20 protein-coding genes are annotated in these 20,036 nt (G+C 65.4%); 15 read left to right on the top strand and 5 right to left on the bottom strand.

Going from position 1 to position 20,036, the window contains the following annotated elements; all coding sequences use genetic code 11:
• The first annotated feature begins 98 nt into the window (after positions 1 to 98).
• The 5 genes from PGN27_RS06270 (at position 99) to PGN27_RS06250 (ending at position 4,455) form a co-directional block, all read left to right on the top strand.
• Positions 99 to 836 carry a GntR family transcriptional regulator gene (locus PGN27_RS06270; protein ID WP_335325390.1) on the top strand — a complete coding sequence of 246 codons (738 nt, stop codon included), beginning with the start codon at positions 99 to 101 and terminating at the stop codon, positions 834 to 836.
• 167 nt (positions 837 to 1,003) lie between these two features.
• Positions 1,004 to 2,023, top strand: coding sequence for a substrate-binding domain-containing protein (locus tag PGN27_RS06265; protein WP_335325389.1), 1,020 nt, complete (start codon positions 1,004 to 1,006; stop codon positions 2,021 to 2,023).
• A 20-nt stretch (positions 2,024 to 2,043) separates the two neighbouring features.
• Positions 2,044 to 3,102 carry an ABC transporter permease gene (locus tag PGN27_RS06260; protein WP_335325388.1) on the top strand — a complete coding sequence of 353 codons (1,059 nt, stop codon included), beginning with the start codon at positions 2,044 to 2,046 and terminating at the stop codon, positions 3,100 to 3,102.
• A gap of 4 nt (positions 3,103 to 3,106) precedes the next feature.
• Positions 3,107 to 3,922, top strand: a complete 816-nt coding sequence (locus PGN27_RS06255) for an ATP-binding cassette domain-containing protein (RefSeq protein ID WP_335325387.1) — start codon at positions 3,107 to 3,109, stop codon at positions 3,920 to 3,922.
• 62 nt (positions 3,923 to 3,984) lie between these two features.
• Positions 3,985 to 4,455 (top strand): SRPBCC family protein, encoded by a 471-nt coding sequence (locus PGN27_RS06250; RefSeq protein WP_335325386.1) that lies wholly within the window; start codon positions 3,985 to 3,987, stop codon positions 4,453 to 4,455.
• Between the two features lie 64 nt (positions 4,456 to 4,519).
• Here PGN27_RS06250 and PGN27_RS06245 read toward each other — a convergent pair whose 3' ends face one another.
• Positions 4,520 to 5,386: a sugar phosphate isomerase/epimerase family protein gene (locus PGN27_RS06245; RefSeq protein ID WP_335325385.1), complete on the bottom strand. Its 867-nt coding sequence runs from the start codon at positions 5,384 to 5,386 to the stop codon at positions 4,520 to 4,522.
• Entirely contained in the window at positions 5,383 to 6,402 is a 1,020-nt protein-coding gene (locus PGN27_RS06240) for a Gfo/Idh/MocA family protein (RefSeq protein ID WP_335325384.1), read from the bottom strand. Before PGN27_RS06240 ends, PGN27_RS06245 begins: the two co-directional genes overlap by 4 nt.
• A gap of 183 nt (positions 6,403 to 6,585) precedes the next feature.
• Between PGN27_RS06240 and PGN27_RS06235 the strand changes: the two genes are divergently transcribed.
• From PGN27_RS06235 to PGN27_RS06205, 7 genes are all read left to right on the top strand, one after another.
• Entirely contained in the window at positions 6,586 to 7,611 is a 1,026-nt protein-coding gene (locus PGN27_RS06235) for a LacI family DNA-binding transcriptional regulator (protein WP_335325383.1), read from the top strand.
• 118 nt (positions 7,612 to 7,729) lie between these two features.
• Complete coding sequence (locus PGN27_RS06230; protein WP_335325382.1) at positions 7,730 to 8,575, top strand: carbohydrate kinase family protein; 846 nt, start codon at positions 7,730 to 7,732, stop codon at positions 8,573 to 8,575.
• A gap of 310 nt (positions 8,576 to 8,885) precedes the next feature.
• Positions 8,886 to 10,814 carry a 2-oxoacid:acceptor oxidoreductase subunit alpha gene (locus PGN27_RS06225; protein WP_335325381.1) on the top strand — a complete coding sequence of 643 codons (1,929 nt, stop codon included), beginning with the start codon at positions 8,886 to 8,888 and terminating at the stop codon, positions 10,812 to 10,814.
• Positions 10,811 to 11,923 carry a 2-oxoacid:ferredoxin oxidoreductase subunit beta gene (locus tag PGN27_RS06220; protein ID WP_335325380.1) on the top strand — a complete coding sequence of 371 codons (1,113 nt, stop codon included), beginning with the start codon at positions 10,811 to 10,813 and terminating at the stop codon, positions 11,921 to 11,923. Before PGN27_RS06225 ends, PGN27_RS06220 begins: the two co-directional genes overlap by 4 nt.
• Positions 11,924 to 11,932: 9 nt before the next feature.
• Positions 11,933 to 12,502 carry a molybdenum cofactor guanylyltransferase gene (gene mobA, locus PGN27_RS06215; protein ID WP_335325379.1) on the top strand — a complete coding sequence of 190 codons (570 nt, stop codon included), beginning with the start codon at positions 11,933 to 11,935 and terminating at the stop codon, positions 12,500 to 12,502.
• Between the two features lie 1,040 nt (positions 12,503 to 13,542).
• Positions 13,543 to 13,866: a transglycosylase family protein gene (locus PGN27_RS06210; RefSeq protein ID WP_030133704.1), complete on the top strand. Its 324-nt coding sequence runs from the start codon at positions 13,543 to 13,545 to the stop codon at positions 13,864 to 13,866.
• Positions 13,867 to 14,078: 212 nt separating this feature from the next.
• Complete coding sequence (locus PGN27_RS06205) at positions 14,079 to 14,588, top strand: transglycosylase family protein (RefSeq protein ID WP_335325378.1); 510 nt, start codon at positions 14,079 to 14,081, stop codon at positions 14,586 to 14,588.
• Between the two features lie 16 nt (positions 14,589 to 14,604).
• Here PGN27_RS06205 and PGN27_RS06200 read toward each other — a convergent pair whose 3' ends face one another.
• Positions 14,605 to 15,759: an FAD-dependent monooxygenase gene (locus PGN27_RS06200; RefSeq protein ID WP_335325377.1), complete on the bottom strand. Its 1,155-nt coding sequence runs from the start codon at positions 15,757 to 15,759 to the stop codon at positions 14,605 to 14,607.
• A 111-nt stretch (positions 15,760 to 15,870) separates the two neighbouring features.
• Between PGN27_RS06200 and PGN27_RS06195 the strand changes: the two genes are divergently transcribed.
• From PGN27_RS06195 to PGN27_RS06185, 3 genes are read left to right on the top strand one after another with little or no spacing between them, the layout of a single operon-like run.
• A complete protein-coding gene (locus tag PGN27_RS06195) occupies positions 15,871 to 16,404 on the top strand; it encodes a dimethylamine monooxygenase subunit DmmA family protein (RefSeq protein WP_335325376.1) in 534 nt (177 codons plus the stop codon).
• Complete coding sequence (locus PGN27_RS06190) at positions 16,401 to 17,336, top strand: PDR/VanB family oxidoreductase (protein WP_335325375.1); 936 nt, start codon at positions 16,401 to 16,403, stop codon at positions 17,334 to 17,336. The genes PGN27_RS06195 and PGN27_RS06190 overlap by 4 nt, the downstream gene beginning before the upstream one ends.
• Positions 17,337 to 17,344: 8 nt before the next feature.
• Entirely contained in the window at positions 17,345 to 18,322 is a 978-nt protein-coding gene (locus PGN27_RS06185; RefSeq protein WP_335328646.1) for a heme-dependent oxidative N-demethylase family protein, read from the top strand.
• A gap of 65 nt (positions 18,323 to 18,387) precedes the next feature.
• On the opposite strand, the gene PGN27_RS06180 is transcribed toward PGN27_RS06185, so the two are convergent.
• Together PGN27_RS06180 and PGN27_RS06175 are read right to left on the bottom strand one after the other, a co-directional pair.
• Entirely contained in the window at positions 18,388 to 18,606 is a 219-nt protein-coding gene (locus tag PGN27_RS06180) for a hypothetical protein (RefSeq protein WP_335325374.1), read from the bottom strand.
• Positions 18,607 to 19,938: an ammonium transporter gene (locus PGN27_RS06175; RefSeq protein WP_335325373.1), complete on the bottom strand. Its 1,332-nt coding sequence runs from the start codon at positions 19,936 to 19,938 to the stop codon at positions 18,607 to 18,609. It abuts the gene before it with no gap.
• Positions 19,939 to 20,036: the final 98 nt, after the last annotated feature.

The raw sequence follows: 20,036 nt of genomic DNA, 5'->3' as shown, positions 1-20,036 counted from the left end.
ATCGCCTATCAATGTCAACAGTTTGTCCTGACATTCGAACTTTCGGTCATAGTGGACAGGGTCGGTTAGTCTTGCTGATCATCGCCGACGGAATCGGAGTGGACGTGCCCCTAGCGGTCGAACTCGACAGGTCAAGCCCTGTGCCCCTCTATTACCAGCTCGCCCAGGCGATCGAGGCGGCGATCCGCAGTGGGGAACTCGCCCCGGGCGACAGATTCGAGAACGAGTTGTCCCTTGCGGGCCGATTGGCGCTGTCACGGCCCACAACCCGCCGTGCCATCCAGGAGCTGGTGGACAAGGGGCTGCTGGTCCGAAAGCGCGGTGTCGGCACCCAGGTGGTGCAGAACCCCGTGCACCGGCGCGTCGAATTGACCAGCCTCTTCGACGATCTCGCAAAATCGGGCCAGGATCCGACAACGCAACTGTTGGAGTACCGCCGAGGCGTCGTCGACGACGAGATCGCCGCCGAGCTCAATCTTTCCACCGACCATGAGATCGTCACCGTGCAGCGGTTGCGGTATGCCAACGGAGAGCCGCTGGCCATCATGACCAACCATCTACCCGCCGAGATCGCCCCGGACGCCGGCGAACTCGAGGCGAGCGGGTTGTATCAGGCCTTGCGCGGCAGAGGTGTGCACATCCGGCTGGCCCGGCAACGCATCGGTGCGAGGCCGGCGCAACGCACCGAGGCGCGGCTGCTCGAAGAGAAGGTCGGAGCACCGTTGCTGACCATGAGCCGGACGGCTTTCGATGACTCCGGGCGCGCGGTCGAATTCGGGAGTCACTGCTACCGGGCGTCGCGGTACTACTTCGAGACCACACTCGTCGACAGGTGACCTCTGCGCAGTCACGCAAATGACCTGCAGTCCTAATGTCAGGACAAAGTGTTGACTTTCGGGTGTGAGCCGTATTACATCAACGGTGGCACGCCGCCGGTAGGGCCGGGGCCGCCAGAACGCCGAAGTTCACGAGGCCCGGATGCGGGACGAAGGAGAAGCTAGGGATGACCGCTCGCGCGAATAGTCGAGGAATCCGGTCGTTGCGCCGCTGGGCGGCACTGACCGGGGTGGGCGTGCTGGCGCTCGGGATGGCGGCCTGCTCGTCGACAGGCGGCAACCCGGACACCGCGGGTGGGAACGGTTCGGGCGGCGGAACGGTCGACACCCCGCGCGTGACGATCGCGATGATCACCCACGAGGCGCCCGGTGACTCTTTCTGGGACCTCATTCGCAAGGGCGCCGAGACGGCGGCGAAGAAGGACAACGTCGAGCTCCGCTACTCCAGCGATCCCGAGGCGCCCAACCAGGCGAACCTGGTCCAAAGTGCCGTCGACGCCAATGTCGACGGTATCGCGGTCACGCTGGCCAAACCCGACGCCATGCGCGCCGCGGTCCAGGCCGCCGCGGCCAAGGGAATCCCCGTCGTGGCCTTCAACGCGGGCATGGACACCTGGCAGGACATGGGTGTGCAGGAGTTCTTCGGTCAGGACGGCTACATCGCCGGCCAGGGGGCGGGCGAGCGTGTGGCCAAAGATGGTGCAAAGAAAGCCATCTGCATCATCCACGAGCAGGGGAACGTCGACCTCGAGGCCCGCTGCGCAGGTATGAAGAACACCTTCGGGGCCACCGAAATCCTCAATGTCAACGGCAAGGACATGCCCTCGGTCGAATCGACCATCACCGCCAAGCTCCAGCAGGATCCGGCCATCGACATGATCGTCGCCCTCGGCGCTCCGTTCGCGCTGACCGCGGTCACCTCGGCCAAGAACGCCAACAGCTCGGCAAAGATCGGCACGTTCGACACCAACGCGGCGCTGGTCGACGCCATCAAGGGCGGCGACATCCAGTGGGCGGTCGACCAGCAGCCCTACCTTCAGGGCTACCTCGCCGTCGACTCGCTGTGGCTCTACCTGAACAACAAGAACGTCATCGGTGGCGGCAAACCGACGTTGACCGGCCCCGCCTTCATCGACAACACCAATATCGACGCCGTGGCCGAACTGGCCAAGGGCGGAACTCGCTAGCAGTGTCGGAAAGAGCAGAGATGTCCACCCAGACCGAGGTGACCCTCGAGAACCACAAGGTCGTCCGCGACGAACGCGTCAAGGAACGAAATCGGCTACAGCGCATACTTATCCGTCCGGAGATGGGTGCCGGTATCGGCGCGATCGGAATCTTCGTCGCCTTCCTCGTCGTGGCGGCTCCGTTCCGCGAAGCGTCGTCGCTGGCCACCGTGCTCTACGCCAGCAGCACCATCGGCATCATGGCCTGCGGTGTCGCGCTGCTGATGATCGGTGGCGAATTCGACCTCTCGGCCGGTGTCGCGGTGACGTTCAGTTCGCTGGCCGCATCGATGCTCGCCTACAACCTGCACCTCAACCTCTGGGTCGGGGCCGCGCTGGCGCTGGTGCTGTCGTTGGTGGTGGGCTTCTTCAACGGTTTCCTGGTGATGAAGACCAAGATTCCCAGCTTCCTGATCACGCTGAGCACGTTCTTCATGCTGGCCGGTATCAACCTGGCCGTCACCAAACTGGTTGCCGGACAGGTGGCCACTCAGAGCGTCAGCGATATGGCCGGCTGGGACTCTGCACAGAAGGTGTTCTCCTCCAGCTTCACCGTTTTCGGTGTCGGCATCCGGGTCACCGTGTTGTGGTGGCTGGTGTTCACCTTGGTCGCCACCTGGGTGCTTTTCAAGACCAGGATCGGCAACTGGATCTTCGCCGTCGGCGGCGACGCCGAAAGTGCTCGCGCCATCGGCATTCCGGTGACCAAGGTCAAGATCGGGCTGTTCATGTTCGTCGGGTTCTGCGCGTGGTTCGTCGGCATGCACCTGTTGTTCGCGTTCAACACCGTGCAGTCCGGCCAGGGCATCGGAAACGAGTTCTTCTACATTATCGCCGCGGTCATCGGTGGCTGCCTGCTCACCGGTGGGTACGGCACCGCGATCGGCGCCGCCATCGGTGCGTTCATCTTCGGTATGACCAACCAGGGCATCGTCTATGCGGGCTGGGACCCGGACTGGTTCAAGTTCTTCCTCGGCGGCATGCTGCTGTTCGCGGTGATCGCCAACAATGCCTTCCGTAACTACGCAGCGAAGAAGTGAGCTGATGACCGCAACAGTCGAAACCCCCAGCAACGCAGTCTCGGACGGGAAGAAGGTGCCGCTGGTCGAGCTGCGCAATGTCGGCAAGTCCTATGGCAACATCACCGCTCTCAAGGACATCAGCCTGCGGGTACACGCCGGCGAGGTCACCGGCATTCTCGGCGACAACGGCGCCGGAAAGTCCACGCTGATCAAGATCATCGCGGGCCTGCATCAGCAGACCGAGGGTGAACTGCTCGTCGATGGCGAGGCCACCACGTTCTCCTCGCCGGCCGACGCGCTGGACAAGGGCATCGCGACGGTCTACCAGAACCTGGCCGTCGTCCCGTTGATGCCGGTGTGGCGCAACTTCTTCCTGGGCCAAGAGGTCCGCAAGAAGTCGTTCCCGTGGTCGCTGGACGCCAACGCGATGCGGGCCACCACCCTGGCCGAGTTGTCGAAGATGGGCATCGAACTGCCCGATGTCGACGCACCGATCGGTTCACTGTCCGGCGGGCAGCGTCAGTGCGTCGCCATCGCACGGGCGGTCTTCTTCGGTGCGCGGGTGCTGATCCTTGACGAGCCGACCGCGGCCCTGGGCGTCAAGCAGTCCGGCGTGGTGCTCAAATACATCACCGCGGCCAAGGAGGCCGGGTTCGGCGTCGTGTTCATCACGCACAACCCGCACCATGCCCACATGGTCGGGGACCATTTCGTGCTGCTCAACCGCGGCCGTCAGAAGCTGGATTGCACGTATGACGACATCACGCTGGAGCATCTGACCCAGCAGATGGCCGGTGGTGACGAGCTCGAGGCGCTCAGCCACGAGCTCGGCCGCTGAAGCATCCCGGTACCGCCGGCCGCGTCGTGTAGGCCGTTGCGTGCGCGGGTATAACGACGGCCATGACGACGACACTGAAGACAGAAGACGCCGGAAAGCAGGCCGTCAGCCGTAGCGTGCAGGTCACCGCACCGGTGGCGACGCTGTTCGAGCAGATCGCCGACCCGCACCGGCACCACGAGATCGACGGGTCGGGCACTGTTCGCGACGTCGAGGTCAAGGGCCCACACCGGTTGTCCGAAGGCGACAAGTTCACGGTCGGCATGACCCAGTACGGGCTGCCCTACAAGATCACATCGAAGGTGACGACGGTCAGGGAGAACGAGATCGTCGAGTGGCAGCATCCGCTCGGTCACAAGTGGCGCTGGGAGTTCGCCGAGGTGAGTCCGGGCATCACCAAGGTCACCGAGACCTTCGACTACTCCACGGCCAAAGTGCCGTTCGTCATCGAGCTACTCGGCATGCAGAAACGGAATGCCCAGGGCATCGAGAAGACGTTGACCGGTCTTGCCGACAGGTATCTGACGCACTGACCGCTCGAACGACATCGCGACCCGACGGTTGTCGGGTCGCGATGTCGTTTCAGAGTTTTCGGTATCAGGCCGTGATGCCGCTGAGGAAGGCGACGCTGGCTCGCACATCGGCCACCGGTCCGTCACCGCCGGGTGCGCCGTCGAGAATGGTGTCCTGCTCCATCACGAACCAACCGTCGAACCCGTTGTCGCGCAACACACCGACGATGGCTTCGATATCCACATCGCCGGTCCCCAGCGGGGTGTACATGCCCGCCTTGACGGCCGCGGTGTAGCTGAGTTCGCCGGATTGCACCTTGGCGGCCAACGCCGCGTCGACGTCCTTGAGATGGGCGTGCGCGATGCGCTGCGGGACGGCCTTGGCCAGCTCCAGGGGGTCGGTGCCGCCGATGAGTAGGTGTCCGGTGTCCAGGCACAGCGGGATCGACGAGCCGGTGAGCACCCGGTCGACTTCGGCGCGGGTTTCCACGATCGTGCCGACATGGGGGTGCAGCACGGCCAACAGGCCGCGGTCGGCGATGATGGCGGCCAGCCGGTCCAGGTTGGCCAGCAACGTGTTCCACTGTGTGTCGTCGAGCACGGGCCGCGAGTCGTAGCCATCGGCACCGGTGGCGGCGGCCAGCACCACCACACCGGCGCCGGCGGCGATCAGCGAATCCAGCGGTCCGGCAAGGTCTTCGGCCGGGTCGTGATCCACTTGGTGCAGGACCACCGGGACGAAGCCGCCCACGCAGCTGAGCTGGTGCTCGGCCAGGACGGACTTCAGTTCCTCGGCGTCGGTGGGCAGGAAGCCCTCCGGTCCGAGTTCGGTGGCGGTCAGCCCGACACCGCGCATCTCGGCCAGCACCTGTTCGGGTTCGAGCTGGAAGCCCCAGCCGGGAACCTCGCAGACACCCCAGGAAATGGGCGCTCCGGCAAGTTTGATGCTCATGCGCCGGTCACCTTCCCCTTGACGTCGTCGATGCGCACCGGCGTACCACGGCGCAGGGACTCGGTGGCGGCCTCGGCCAGCCAGGCCACCTCGACGGCGTCGGCGACCGTCGCCCCGCGGACCGGGCCGCCCTCGGCGACCTCGACGAAAGCAGCCAGCTCGGTGCGGAACGCCTCGGTGAAACGGTCCATGAAGAAGTTGTGCGCGGGGCCGGTGGGGAACTTGTTGGCCGGGTCGACATTGCGCAGTGGTGCGCCCTGATCCCAGCCGGCGGCCACCGAATCGTCGAAACCGTGGATCTCGAGACGGCAGTCGTAGCCGCGGGCGTTGTAGCGGGCGTTGGAGATGACTCCCAGTGCGCCACCGTCGAATCGGACGACCACCGCGGCGGTATCGACATCGCCGTACTCGGCGAACCGGGGGTCGCCCTGCACCGAGCCGGTCGCGTAGACCTCGACGGCCTGCTGGCCGGTGATCCACCGGACGACGTCGAAATCGTGGACGGCGCAGTCCCGGAAGATGCCACCCGAGCCCTTTATATAGTCCAGCGGCGGGGGAGCGGGATCCATGGTGGTGCTGCGGACGGTGTGCAGGATGCCGAGGCTGCCGTCGTCGACGGCGGCCTTGGCCGCGGCGAACGCGGCGTCGAAGCGGCGCTGATAGCCCACCTGCACCGGCACCCCGGTGCGTGTGATGGTCTCGGCGACCCGAGCGCTCTCGGCGGCGGTCGAGGCGATCGGCTTCTCGCAGAACGTCGGGATGCCGCGCTCGACCGCGGCGAGGGTGAGTTCGGCATGCGCCGGGGTAGCGGCGGCGACCACGACGCCGTCGATACCGGATGCCAACAGTTCCTCGACGGACCCGACTGCCGTGGCGCCGTGCTTGGCGGCCACCGCCGCCGTCACGTCGGCGCGTTCGTCGGTGATCACCAGCCTGTCGATCCCGTCGAGTCCGGCAAGGGTTTCGGTGTGGAATGCGCCGATGCGGCCCAGTCCGATCACACCGATGGTGGTCATGGGGTTCTCCATTCGTCCGGTGCGTCGAAGGTGCACACCACGGCTAGTCTTGCTGTGACATCGGACGCAATCAACAGCAGAAAACCATCAAAAAACCATCACCAATATCGGTGAGCAGACGCAGAACTGCCTGAAATTGCGCACACCGCGCAGGTTTACGTCTGCTCGCGGAAGAGGTAGGGCATGCACCGTTACAAGGTTCGTGAGATCGCCCAGCAGTGCGGTCTGAGTGAAGCGACGGTCGACCGTGTCCTCAATGACCGTCCGGGGGTCCGGGAGAACACCCGAGCCGAGGTGCTGCAGGCCATCGCCGACCTGGACAAGCAGCGCGCCCAGTTGCGACTCAACGGCCGTCGCTACCTGATCGACATCGTGATGCAGACACCGCAACGGTTCTCCGACGCGTTCCGGGCCGCCGTGGAGGCCGAGCTTCCCGCGTTCGCGCCTGCGGCGGTGCGGGCGCGCTTCCACCTGTGGGAATCCGGCTCGGCCGCGGACACGGTCGAGGTGCTGGGCCGTATCAAGGGAAGTCACGGTGTCATCCTGAAGGCGCAGGACGAGCCCGAGGTTGCCGAACAGGTCGACCGGCTGGTGGCAGCCGGGGTGCCGGTGGTCACCTACACCTCCGATGTGGCCAACAGCGACCGCAGCGCCTATGTCGGCATCGACAACCACGGCGCAGGGCTGACGGCCGCCTACCTCGTCGACCAGTGGCTGGGTGAGCGACCGTCCGGTGTGCTGATCACGCTGAGTCGCACGGTGTTTCGTGGTGAAGGCGAACGGGAGGTGGGGTTTCGGGCCGGCTTGCGGGGATCCCGTCGTGAGATCGTCGAAGTCAGCGAGGGGGATGGCATCGACGCCAGCACCGAGGCGTTGGTGCTCGACGCGCTGCGTCGCCACCCCGGTATCGAGGCCGTCTACTCCCCCGGGGGAGGTAACGCCGCGACGGTCGCCGCGTTCGACAAGCTCGGGCGCGCGTGCCGGGTCTTCGTCGCGCACGATCTCGACGCCGACAACCGCAGATTGCTGCGCCAGGGCAAGTTGTCGGTGGTGCTGCACAACGATCTGCGGGCCGACGCCCGCCTCGCCATGCGGGTGATCCTGTCCCGGCACCGCGCGCTGCCAGAGGAGGCCGTGCGCCCGGCGCCGATCCAGGTCATCACGCCCTATAACGTGCCCGGGTGGGAAGGTCCGGCTCGGGATCGGTGAGGACGGGGCCGCGCTGCGGAATCGCTGAAAGCGCCCGATGCGGACTACCATTTCACCGCTCGGCCACGTCACCCGTGTGTCGACCACACGACATACCGCAGGCGGGGGATTCGGATTGATGGCGCCACAGCTGGTCCCGGGCGTGACGGTGCTGGGGAACCTCGCCATCGATGTCATCAACGGTGCCGCCCCGAGTCCGGGGGGCTGCGCATCATTTGCCGGGGTGGCATTGCAATCGGCGCCGGGCAGCACGCATATCGCGGCCATGGGCGAACAACGTCATCACGAACTCTTCGGCCCGGTGCTCGACCGGTTCGGTGCGCTGGTGCGGCTGCTTCCCGCCGATCGCACCAGCGCATTCAGCCTCGACTATGACGACACCGACCACCGGCAGATGAGCGTCTCGGCGATCGGGCCGGTGTGGCGCCCCGGTGATATCGACGCCGATGATCCGCGCACCACCTGGATCCACCTGGCGCCGCTGCTGCGGACGGATTTCCCGGCCGACACGCTGGCCCATCTGGCGGCGCGCGGTCACCGCATCGCCTATGACGGTCAGGGTCTGGTGCGCGCGGATCGGGTCGGACCGCTTGTGCTGGACCGTGATTTCTCCCCGGAGCTGCTGCGTCACCTCAGCGTGCTCAAGCTGGCCGAGGACGAGGCCGTGATCGTTGCCGATGGCGCGTTCGACCTGGCGGCCGCGGCCCGTCTGGGGGTGCCGGAGATCCTGGTCACCTACGGGTCCGAGGGCTGCGATATCTACCGGGACGGCGCGGTGGTTCGGGTGCCCGCCGCATGGCGCGTGATGGACGTGCAGACCACGGGTGCGGGCGACATGTTCACGGCGAGCTACGTGGCGCATCGCGCGGCCGGGGCCGAGCCGGTGCGGGCGGTGGAGATCGCCAGCGAACTGGTCGCGCGCGAACTGCAGAAACGCGCGCAGATACCGTCGACCAAGGCCTGACCTGCGCAGACTTGACAGGTGTCAACTTGGGTGGGCCCGCGCATCGCCGAAGGCTACTGATCGGTAACCAGATCCTTAGGAAATGACGCACTCAAGGAGTGACGAAAACCACAGGATGTGTGGACCGCCACATGTTGCACGTCGCTGACCAGTGAGTTTTCCGGGTCGCCACCTGCGTGTCGCCGACGAGCGTGGCAATGGACACCCTAAGAGAAGTGCCATACTGGTTACTCGCAGTGACACCAAAAGTTTTTGACGTAACGCCCGCCTGGCCACGCGCCACCGGCCGGGGTGTGAAAGGCAGGAAGTCGTGGGTCAGAACGGCAGCACCGGCGCTCCGCGGCAGAAGCTGGAAAAAGTGGTCATCCGCTTCGCCGGCGACTCCGGTGACGGAATGCAGCTTACCGGCGATCGCTTCACTTCGGAGGCCGCCCTTTTCGGCAACGACCTCGCGACCCAACCGAACTACCCCGCCGAGATCCGGGCACCACAGGGCACCCTGCCGGGTGTGTCGTCGTTCCAGATTCAGATCGCCGACTACGACATCCTGACCGCGGGCGATCGTCCCGACGTCCTCGTCGCGATGAACCCGGCAGCGCTGAAGGCCAACGTCGGTGACCTGCCGCGCGGCGGCCTGATCATCGCCAACTCCGACGAGTTCACCAAGCGCAACCTCGCCAAGGTCGGCTATGACGCCAATCCTCTGGAGAACGAGGAACTGTCCGATTACGTCGTGCAGTCGGTGGCCATGACCACCCTGACCCTCGGTGCCGTCGAAGCGATCGGCGCCACCAAGAAGGATGGCCAGCGCGCCAAGAACATGTTCGCGCTCGGGCTGCTCTCGTGGATGTACGGCCGCGAGCTGGAGGCCAGCGAGGCGTTCATCCGGGAGAAGTTCGCCCGTAAGCCCGAGATCGCCGAGGCGAACGTGCTGGCACTCAAGGCGGGGTGGAACTACGGCGAGACCACCGAGGCGTTCGCCACCACCTATGAGGTGGCTCCGGCCAAGTTGAAGTCCGGCGAGTACCGCCAGATCTCGGGCAACACCGCGCTGGCCTACGGTGTGGTCGCCGCAGGGCACCTGTCCGGTATCCAGGTCGTGCTCGGCACGTACCCGATCACGCCGGCCAGCGACATCCTGCACGAGCTGTCGAAGTACAAGCACTTCAACGTGCTGACCTTCCAGGCCGAGGACGAAATCGCCGGCATCGGCGCCGCCATCGGTGCCTCCTATGGTGGCGCGCTCGGTGTGACCAGCACCTCGGGTCCGGGTGTGTCGCTGAAGTCCGAGGCGATCGGCCTGGCCGTGATGACCGAGTTGCCGTTGCTCGTCATCGATGTCCAGCGTGGCGGCCCGTCCACCGGCCTGCCCACCAAGACCGAGCAGGCCGACCTGCTGCAGGCGCTCTACGGCCGCAACGGTGAATCGCCGGTCGCGGTGCTGGCGCCGTGCTCACCGTCGGATTGCTTCGATATCGCCGTGGAAGCCGTGCGGATCGCCATCGGGTACCACACACCCGTGATCATCCTTTCCGACGGCGCGATCGCCAACGGTTCCGAGCCGTGGCGCATCCCGGACATCAGCACCTACCCGGCAATCGAGCACAAGTTCGCCAAGTCCGGCGAGCCGTTCGAGCCCTACGCCCGCGACCCCGAGACGTTGGCCCGCCAGTTCGCCGTGCCGGGCACCCCGGGCCTGGAGCACCGCATCGGCGGTCTCGAAGCGGCCAACGGTTCGGGCAACATCTCCTACGAACCCAAGAACCACGACCTGATGGTGCGGCTGCGTCAGCTCAAGATCGACGGCATCACGGTGCCCGATCTGGTCGTCGACGACCCGACCGACGATGCCGAGCTGCTGATGCTGGGGTGGGGAAGCTCGTACGGCCCCATCGGTGAGGCGTGCCGACGGGCCCGACGCAAGGGCATCAAGGTCGCGCACGCCCAGCTGCGTCACCTCAACCCGTTCCCGGCCAACCTCGAAGAGGTACTGCGCAAGTACCCCAAGGTGGTTGTGCCGGAGATGAACCTCGGCCAGCTGGCCCTGCTGCTGCGCGGCAAGTACCTGGTCGATGTCCAGTCGGTGACCAAGGTCGAGGGCATGGCCTTCCTGGCCGATGAGGTCGAGGGCATCATCGATTCGGCGCTGGACGGCACATTGCGCGAGAAGGAAACTGACAAGGCGAAGTTCGCACGGCTGGCCGCGGCCACCGTGGAATCTGTGGGAGCGGGAGCATGACAACAGCGAGAAGCGAAGCGGATCGCGCATCGACCCAGTTCATCGGCTCTGACCTGGGCCTGACCGAAGCCCTCAGCAAGACGGCGCTGGTGCCGACCACGGACCAGCCGCAGAAGGGCAAGGACTTCACCAGCGACCAGGAGGTCCGCTGGTGCCCCGGCTGCGGTGACTACGTCATCCTCAACACCATCCGTAACTTCCTGCCCGAGTTGGGCCTGCGGCGCGAGAACATCGCGTTCGTCAGCGGTATCGGCTGCTCCAGCCGGTTTCCGTACTACCTGGAGACCTACGGGTTCCACTCGATCCACGGCCGCGCGCCCACCATCGCCACCGGCCTGGCGTTGGCCCGCGAGGATCTCTCGGTGTGGGTCGTCACCGGCGATGGCGATTCGCTGTCCATCGGTGGCAACCACCTGATCCACGCGCTGCGCCGCAACGTCAACATCACGATCCTTCTGTTCAACAACCGGATCTACGGTCTGACCAAGGGCCAGTACTCGCCGACCTCCGAGGTCGGCAAGGTCACCAAGTCAACCCCGATGGGCTCGCTGGACTATCCGTTCAACCCGGTGTCGCTGGCGCTGGGCGCCGAGGCCACCTTCGTCGGCCGGGCACTGGACTCCGATCGCAAGGGTCTGACCGAGGTGTTGCGCGGCGCCGCCCAGCACCGGGGTGCCGCCCTGGTCGAGATCATGCAGGACTGCCCGATCTTCAACGACGGCTCCTTCGACGCCCTGCGCAAGGAGGGGGCCGAGGACCGGCTGATCAACATCACCCACGGTGAGCCGATCACGTTCGGTGCCGACGGTGAGTACGCCGTGGTGAAGTCCGGTTTCGGCCTCGAGATCGCCAAGACCGCCGACGTGCCTGCCGATCAGATCGTGGTGCACGACGCCACCATCGACGATCCCGCCTATGCCTTCGCGCTGTCGCGGCTGAGCGAGCAGAACCTCGATCACATGGTCATGGGCATCTTCCGGCAGGTGAACAAGCCCACCTATGACGACGCTGCTCGCCAGCAGGTGGCGGCCGCGCGGGAGGCCAAGGTGCACGACACGGCTGCGCTGCAATCGCTGCTTCGCGGTAAAGACACCTGGTCGGTGGACTAACCTGCTGGTGTGACTCCGCGCACAGCACCGGCCGCCGTTGTGCTGGCCGGGGGCGCATCGCGGAGGATGGGCCGCGACAAGGCCACCCTGGTGTTCGAGGGGCGCACGCTCGTCGAGCGCGTGGTCGACACGGTGGCCGCTCGCTGCGATCCGGTCTTCGTCGTGGCGGCACCGGGGCAGGCGTTGCCGACGGTGCCCGCCCAGATTCTGCGCGACGAGGTGCGCGGCCTTGGTCCGCTGATTGCGACGGCCAGGGGGCTACGTGCGGCCGCCGACGCCGGCGCCGAGTGGGCCTTTCTCTGTGCGGTGGATATGCCCCACCTGACAGCTGCGTTCATCGACGGGCTGCTGGAGCCCGCTCGGACTACCCAGGCCGCTGTGTTACTGGTGTGGGACGGTCGCGACCACTATCTTGCTGGGCTCTACCGCACCTCGTTGGCGACCGTTGCCGATGATCTGGTGGCTGGGGGAGAGCGCAGCATGCGGGCACTTGTCGATGCCGTCGACAGCCAGCGCATCGTCACCGAGCCCCAGCGGGCGCTGACCAATGTCAACAGCCCCTACGACCTGTCGGTCTGAGCCACATCGCGGCAACCAGCAAATTCGGAATTAAGACGGCTTTGCTGCCGAATTCATCCGAATATCCCTTTGCGGGAATTTTCAGCGGCAATAGTGTGTGCCGCAAAGTGTGATAATTCGAGCGCCGAATGTGCCCGCATGTCCGGGCGTCGACAGTATGCCGGAACGAAATATCGTGCAGTGCAGTCGATTCCGATGCTCACAGCGGTGATGTGAATGTGCCTTCTGGAGTCCGAATTTCGCGTTTCGCAGGCTATCGGTTCTGTTGCCTGTGCGTGAAAAAGTGGCCGAACGCCGTCCCGGTGTCGCCGAGCGGCGACCATCTGTTCCGGCGCTGGCTGATATTCATTGAAAAGCGTTGTGGGGATGAGTTATTGGGACAGCGCAGCTCCAATGTTGCTGCGTTTGGCCGCGGTTGGCGTATCCACCGCGTTGTAGTTAAAACTTTGTGCAGCAATGCTTTACGCATTCATTCCGATTCTCGGGGATAGGGTGGTGCGTAGCGAATCGTCCGTGGATCAACGTGTGGAGCAGGTGTCGAAACGCCGATATCGGGTATCCGAGCCGGTACGCAGGCCGTCAACCGGCGCATGGCATGTCCATATATGTGGTCGGGGCCACAAAAAGTGTGTGATCTACCCCACCGATGGCGACTCGACCTGCGGTTTAGCCTTGCGCTAGTAATTCCCGGTTGACCTGCGTACTTATCGGCTTTCGGTCGTCGTGATCATCTCGTGATCTGAACGCGACACGTTCGACACCGAAGTGACTTCGCCATCGGACTTTTGTACGTTCACTTTCAACTCCGCTGGGAGCAAACAATTTCATATCCAAGCATCTGCGTGTGAGTGGGCCGATGTGAGCCGCTGAGTGCTCGCTGGTCGTCGGGTGAGTCATCCGGCAAGACACCGATTTGTCTCCCACTGTCGTGCCTGACCGAGACGGCACGCCCCAAATTCGCCGCCTGACACTTCAGGCATGCCGCGTTCGCATTCGTTGCGGACGTGTTCTTTGGCGCGCGCTTCGCGAGAGGATCGACGTTGAAGAATATCCGCAAGACGTTCGGGATGGCCGCCATTGCCGGGGCGCTGAGTGCAGCCCCCCTGATGCTGGCGACCGGAACCGCACATGCGGACTCCGTGAACTGGGATGCCGTCGCGGCTTGCGAGTCGGGCGGCAACTGGGCGATCAACACGGGTAACGGCTACTACGGTGGCCTGCAGTTCACCATGAGCACGTGGCAGTCCAACGGCGGATCGGGTGCTCCGCACGCCGCAAGCCGCGAAGAGCAGATCCGCGTCGCGGAGAATGTCCTGCGCAGCCAGGGCATCGGCGCGTGGCCCTCGTGCGGCCGCCGGGGCTGAATTACATAGCCGATTTTCGACAATGGCGCTGGGCTTTACGCTCGGCGCCATTGTTTTCTCACAAATACCGGTCGTCACATAAGGAACTGCTAAAACTTCCGCCCCCTGCGTAACGGGTGATATCCGTCACTCGACAAACGGTACAACCGCGCCGCACACATGCTCTCCACGTGAATCGCGGTCCGTGTCACCGGTCGGGGAAGGACCGCACAATGATCAGCTTCAGCAGCACCGTCAGAAACGTCGTCACCAAGGCACTGTGGGTGATCGCCGCGGCCATGGGCCTGTCCGTGGCGCCGATGATCCTCACCGCGACCGCAAGCGCCGACACCGTGAACTGGGATGCCATCGCCCAGTGCGAATCGGGTGGCAACTGGGCGGTCAACTCGGGCAATGGTCATTACGGCGGGCTGCAGTTCAAGCAGGCCACCTGGAATGCCAATGGTGGCGTCGGGTCGCCGGCCGGTGCCTCACGTGCCGAGCAGATCCGGGTTGCCGAGAACGTGCTGCGCACCCAGGGGCTCAAGGCGTGGCCCAAGTGCGGTTCCCGCGGCGCCGCGCCCGCGGTCTGGGGGACGCCGACCCTGCCGCAGGCTCCCGCGCCGGTGGCAACGGCCACGGGATGCCAGGCCATCCGCGGCGGCGCGGTGCTGGGAATCCTGGACTTCCGTCAGATGTGCATGGCGCTGGAGAACGTGGGACGCACGTTCCAGCCGCGCTGACGACGGGTCTGTTCACCTACACCGGCATGACGAATGCCGAGCGCCCCGCGATGCTCGACAGGTGCCGGGCCAGCAGGGTCTCCGGCACCAACGTCGACGCCCGACTGGCCGCCGCGCTCAGCAGCGCGGGCCGCAGGTTGACGATCTGCCCGATCGCGCGCGCCTCGCCGACCAGTGCGCGTACCCGTCGGCCGCGGAACGCCGCGAACCTGGTGAAGGCAGCCGGAAGATCGACACCCCGGGCAGTCATGGCGGACAGGATTGCCGCATCTTCGAGGCCCTGGCAGCCACCCTGTCCCAAGTGGGGGCGCATTGGGTGGGCGGCATCCCCGACGATGACCACCCGTCCGCTCGACCAACGGCGGGCGCGGGCGCGGTCGTAGAGGTCGTTGCGCAACACCGCCGCAGGGTCGGTCGCGGCCAACAGCGCGGGAATGGGCTCCGGCCATCCGCCGAACACCTTCTGTAGGTGGGCCAGTTCGCCGTCCGGCGCGGCGGCGCCCCTGGGCGCGCGCTGCGTGGCGAACCAATAGGTGTGACGGGGGCCCAGCGGAACGTGACCGACCTCGAGCCCCGGTCCCATCGTCTCGCCGGCGAGCTCCGGTTCCAGTGCGTGCTCGGCGATACCGCGCCAGGCGGTGTAGCCGGCATAGCGCTTGGCCAGGGTTCCGTTGAGGTGGCGGGCGACCATCGAATCGACACCATCGGCTCCGATGACCGCGTCTGCGCTGAGCGTCGTGCCGTCGGACAGCACGACGCCAGCGGCCCCAGGTGTCGTCTGCAACCGCACCGCCGTGCAGTCATACGTCACGGTGCCCGCGGGCAGCGCGCCGGCCAGGATGTCGGTCAGTGTTCGGCGGTGGATCACCACCAGCGGTTCGCCGAGTGCTCGCACCATCCGGTCGGTAGCCGGACGCCGCAACCACCGACCGTCATACCAGCGGACGGCTCCGGCGCCGACCCGTCCACCGGCGGCGCGCACCTCGTCGCCCACACCGAGGTTGTCGAGTGCGGCCAGCGCGTTCGGCCAGATGCTGATACCCGCACCCGCCCCGGTCTCGGTGTCGGAGCGTCCCTCGATGACCTTTACGTCGTGGCCGACCCTGCGCAGCGCCACGGCGGTGGCCAGGCCCGCGATTCCGGCACCGACGACGAGAAAGCGTTGTGGCATGGCCCGAGAGTAAGTGTCAACGAGCCGAGACATTCGGGTCACACCGACGAAACGCACACGTGGTTTCCTCAAAGGCAACTAAGTCAACTCATGGTGTACCGAAAGGGGCTCATGAAACCCGATCTGGACGTGACCAGCGTGCCCGGGTGGGCCGTCGTGCCGACTACACCGCCGGCGGACACCGGAGGCCGATCCTGGACCGTCATCACCCTCGACAGTGCGGCCATCGCGGTGGCTCGCGAGTGGCAGCGTCAGATCGCCTCGGTGGCAGCGCAATCGGCGGTTCGGGTGCATCGGGCCGCCGATATGGCCGGCGCCGTCACCGCGCTGCGGACCGACCTGGAAGATGCGAGAGTTGGCTGGCGTCTGATGGTGGCAGGTCCCGCGCACGCCTGTCTGGCGTTGCGGGCCGAGGCGGTGGCGCTTGGCGTCGCCGATGACGAGATGACGTTCGCCAGTACCGAGGTGGCTGCGCGATCGGTGCAGTGCGTGCACTGTTCGACCGTCAACCACGTCGTGGTGGATCTGGAGGATGTCACGCAGTGTGCCGGTTGTTGCCGTAATCTCCTTGTCTACTATCACGTTTCGCGCAGGCGGGGCACCTACCTCGGATTCATGGCCGATGCCGAGGAGTTGCCGGCATGAGAACCCTCAAGCTCGTTGTCACCGGCATCGATGACAGCATCGAGGGCGTTCGGACGCTGACATTGAGCGATCCCGACGGCGTACCGCTGCCGTCCTTCGCTCCGGGCAGCCACATCGTGCTCGAGTGCGGCACGGTCGCCAACGCCTACTCGCTGACCGGGGACGGCACTGCGCCGGATTCCTATGAAATTTCCGTGCTCCGGTGTGCCAGCGGGTCCGGCGGCTCGATGTGGCTACACGAACGGGTTGTCCTCGGCGACACCCTGATCGCCGGCCCGCCGCGCAGTGCGTTCGCACCGGTGCTGCGGGCCCGCAAGCACCTGATGATCGCCGCGGGCATCGGTATCACGCCGATGGTGTCGCACCTGCGGTCGTCGCGCGTATGGGGCAGACGCACCGAGTTGCTCTATGTCCATCGACCTGGGCGTGGGGTGTTCGTCGACACCGTCACCCGGCTCGCCGATGATGTCTCGATCCATACCGGCCGGACCGGATTCGACTCGACACTGCGCACCACCCTCACCGGCCAGCCGTTCGGCACACACCTCTACGTCTGCGGCCCCGCCGCGTTCATCGCCGATGTCACGGCAACGGCCGTCGAACTCGGTTGGCCGGACAGCCGGATACACCTCGAGCACTTCGGTTCGGCGGCGCTGGACCCGGGTGAACCCTTCACGATGCGGATCGCCTCGACGGGCGAACAGTTCACCGTCGAGGCGGGGGTGTCCTTGCTCGAGGTGTTGGAACAGCGTGGATTCGACGTTCCCAATTTGTGCCGCAAGGGCGTATGCGGCGAATGCCGGATACCGGTGGCCGGTGGTGCGATCACCCATCGGGACCTCTTCCTCGGCGACGAAGACAGGCAAGCGGGCGACACGCTGATGGCGTGTGTGTCTCGCGGTGACGGCGGAACACTGGAGGTGGCATTGTGACGACCGGGATGATCTCGTCGACCGACCTGATCGAGAACTTCCCCTATCCGTTTTCGGCGGACAGCTACCGCTACACCACGAATGTGGAACCGGCGGGTGCGCCGGTCGCCACCCCGGCGGGGCGCTGGGGCGAGCGCGTTGTCGACATCGACAGCGAGTACGAACACGAATTGGCCGAGCGGGCAGCGGTTCTCGCAGCCGATCCGTCTCGGTACGCGGTGCTGCCGCACATGCGGCCGGCATGCTGGGATGTGATGCTGACGCTGATGCGCGAGATGGCGGCCGCCTATCCCGACGGCATGTCGTTGAGCCGTGACGGAGGTCGTTGGCGTTGGCGCAACCAGCGACTGGGTATCGACCAGACCTTCGTGCTCGGCGATGACAGTTCGCTTCCGGCCGAGCCGCTGGCCTATATCGCCGGTCAGGTCCAGGAGGACATCGTGCTGTTGGACCAGCGTGAGGGCGATCTGTTCGGCGACGCGGGAGTGGTGACCTTCGCCGCCGACTGGTCTTTCGGCTTCGATGTCGGGATGACCTTCCTGGAGATCCACGGGCCGGTCCCGCGACTGCGGGCCACCGGGGTGATCTCTCGGGCCAGGGAGTTCCTGATGCGGCTACAGCCCGGCGAAACCTACCGGCGCACCAACTGGACGTTGACCATCGGACGTCGCCTTGACGTCTCCACCGAGCGTTACCCCGAGTGGGGACCGGACCGGGCCATGATCACCCAGGTGGGGGACGAGGAGTTCGGCAGGCTCGTCCATCTGAGGGTCGAGGTCCAGCATCTGATCCGGTTACCGGAGTCCGGCGCGATCTGTTTCCTGATCCGCACTTACATGCTTCCGCTCGCCGATATCGCCGCGGTGGAGCCATGGCGGGTGCGCACCGCTGCCGTACTGGCCGACCTGCCCGATGACATGGCCGACTACAAGGGCATCATCGGCTACCGTGACCGCGCGGTGGGGTGGCTGCGCGCGGCGGGCTGACGGACACACGAGAATGCCCGGATCGCCTGACGATCCGGGCATTCTCTGCTGTCGAGATGCCGGGCTCAGTACGCCGTGGGTTCACCCTCGGCGGCCGGTCCGGGCTCCACCGGAGCATGTTCGATGATCGCCTTGTAGGCCTTGTTCTCGTGCTGGATCATCCGGACGAAGAACCCGACGAACAGCAGCACGGCCAGGATGAAGAACAGCCACACGCCGATCGAGTATCCGCCGAAGGTGAACACCACACCGGCTTCGTCGTAGTTTTCGATGGGACTGAACATCTACTTCACCTCCGCGATGAGCAATGCCTTGCCGCCGTTCAGCGGCATGGTGGTGACCGGGATGCCTTCGGGGTACGGCGTCGCGGGAACCTCACTGAGATCGAGGCCCTGTTCTTCGACCGCGGCCGGAATGCGCAACAGTCCGACCTTCTTCAGCAGTAGCGATACGACATAGGTCGGGACGAATCCGAGGGTGGCGAACACCACCGCGCCCACCATCTGGCCCCACAGCGACACTGACGGGTTGCCGTCGGTGTTGGGGTATCCGGACAGGAACACACCGGCCATCAGGACCGAGTACATCCCGATCCCGCCATGGACCGAGACCGCACCCACGACATCGTCGATTTTGAAGCGTTCCAACAGTTTTCCGATGAACGGCGCGAGCGCACCTGCTCCGAAGGCGATGACGAACCCGAGCGCAGGGTGGTACAGATCCATACCCGATGCCACACCGATCACGCCGCACAGGCCGCCGGAGATAGTCCAGAAGGGCTCACCGCGGGAGGTCAGATAGGCGCCGATGATCCCACCTGCCAGACCCATCAGGGTGTTGAAGGCGAAGGCGCTCAACGTGGTCGGGCTGGCGTAGATGGTGGTGAAGCCGTCACCGGCGTAGATGACGCAGCCCATCAGGAAGCCGAAGAAACCGGTGAAGATCAGCATCAACCCGAGCATGGTGAGCGGCAGATTGTGCGGACGGATCGTGACGGGTGTGCCGTCAGGCAGGAATCGCCCGATCCGTGGGCCCAGGTTGATGAGGATACCCAGCGTCGCGAAGCCGGCGATCATGTGCACACAGCCCGCCGCTCCCACGTCGTGGAAACCGAGTTTGGTGAGCATCCAGCCGGCGCCGTGCCACCCCCAGGCGGCGCCGATGATCCAGGTGATCGAGCCGACCAATACGGTCAGCACCAGGAAGCCACTGGTCCGGATGCGTTCGAGCACAGCGCCGGACATGATCGAGCCGGTGGTCGCCGCGAAAAGGGCGAAGGCGCCCCAGAAGATGCCGCTGGCCGAGTCGGCCGTGTTCGGACCCATGTTGTCGCCCCACGGCAGGGCGGCCTTGGCCGCATCGTTGAACTCGATGAATCCACTCGGCATGGCGTTGTAGAGGAACCAGCCGACGAAATAGAACGATGCGACGATGGTCGCGAAGGCGAGCAGGTTCTTCATTGCCGTGGCCAGGACATTCTTCGACCGGGATGCGCCGACCTCGTAGGCCAGGAAGCCGGCGTGGATGAGCATCATCAACGCGATGGACATCCAGTAGAAGAATTCGTTGTTCACTGACGCCATCGTCGCGAGGGCGTCCTCCACTTCGGGTGTCAAAACAACCTCCGCCGTTCGGGTGTGGGGGATGAGAGGCAACCGGGGTTTATCCGCAGTGGCCGTGAGGTACTGACGGTGTACCGAGATGAAAGTAACCG

Source organism: Mycolicibacterium neoaurum (assembly GCF_036946495.1).
Classification (GTDB): Bacteria; Actinomycetota; Actinomycetes; order Mycobacteriales; family Mycobacteriaceae; genus Mycobacterium; species Mycobacterium neoaurum_B.
This window is presented reverse-complemented; position numbering and strand designations above follow the sequence as displayed.

Bases quoted from the DNA above. Each gene is read 5' to 3' on its own strand.
- PGN27_RS06265 (WP_335325389.1), top strand. From the start codon at position 1,004: ATGACCGCTCGCGCGAATAGTCGAGGAATCCGGTCGTTGCGCCGCTGG.
- PGN27_RS06260 (WP_335325388.1), top strand. From the start codon at position 2,044: ATGTCCACCCAGACCGAGGTGACCCTCGAGAACCACAAGGTCGTCCGC.
- PGN27_RS06255 (WP_335325387.1), top strand. From the start codon at position 3,107: ATGACCGCAACAGTCGAAACCCCCAGCAACGCAGTCTCGGACGGGAAG.
- PGN27_RS06250 (WP_335325386.1), top strand. From the start codon at position 3,985: ATGACGACGACACTGAAGACAGAAGACGCCGGAAAGCAGGCCGTCAGC.
- PGN27_RS06245 (WP_335325385.1), bottom strand. From the start codon at position 5,386: ATGAGCATCAAACTTGCCGGAGCGCCCATTTCCTGGGGTGTCTGCGAG.
- PGN27_RS06240 (WP_335325384.1), bottom strand. From the start codon at position 6,402: ATGACCACCATCGGTGTGATCGGACTGGGCCGCATCGGCGCATTCCAC.
- PGN27_RS06235 (WP_335325383.1), top strand. From the start codon at position 6,586: ATGCACCGTTACAAGGTTCGTGAGATCGCCCAGCAGTGCGGTCTGAGT.
- PGN27_RS06230 (WP_335325382.1), top strand. From the start codon at position 7,730: ATGGCGCCACAGCTGGTCCCGGGCGTGACGGTGCTGGGGAACCTCGCC.
- PGN27_RS06220 (WP_335325380.1), top strand. From the start codon at position 10,811: ATGACAACAGCGAGAAGCGAAGCGGATCGCGCATCGACCCAGTTCATC.
- PGN27_RS06205 (WP_335325378.1), top strand. From the start codon at position 14,079: ATGATCAGCTTCAGCAGCACCGTCAGAAACGTCGTCACCAAGGCACTG.
- PGN27_RS06200 (WP_335325377.1), bottom strand. From the start codon at position 15,759: ATGCCACAACGCTTTCTCGTCGTCGGTGCCGGAATCGCGGGCCTGGCC.
- PGN27_RS06195 (WP_335325376.1), top strand. From the start codon at position 15,871: ATGAAACCCGATCTGGACGTGACCAGCGTGCCCGGGTGGGCCGTCGTG.
- PGN27_RS06190 (WP_335325375.1), top strand. From the start codon at position 16,401: ATGAGAACCCTCAAGCTCGTTGTCACCGGCATCGATGACAGCATCGAG.
- PGN27_RS06185 (WP_335328646.1), top strand. From the start codon at position 17,345: ATGATCTCGTCGACCGACCTGATCGAGAACTTCCCCTATCCGTTTTCG.
- PGN27_RS06180 (WP_335325374.1), bottom strand. From the start codon at position 18,606: ATGTTCAGTCCCATCGAAAACTACGACGAAGCCGGTGTGGTGTTCACC.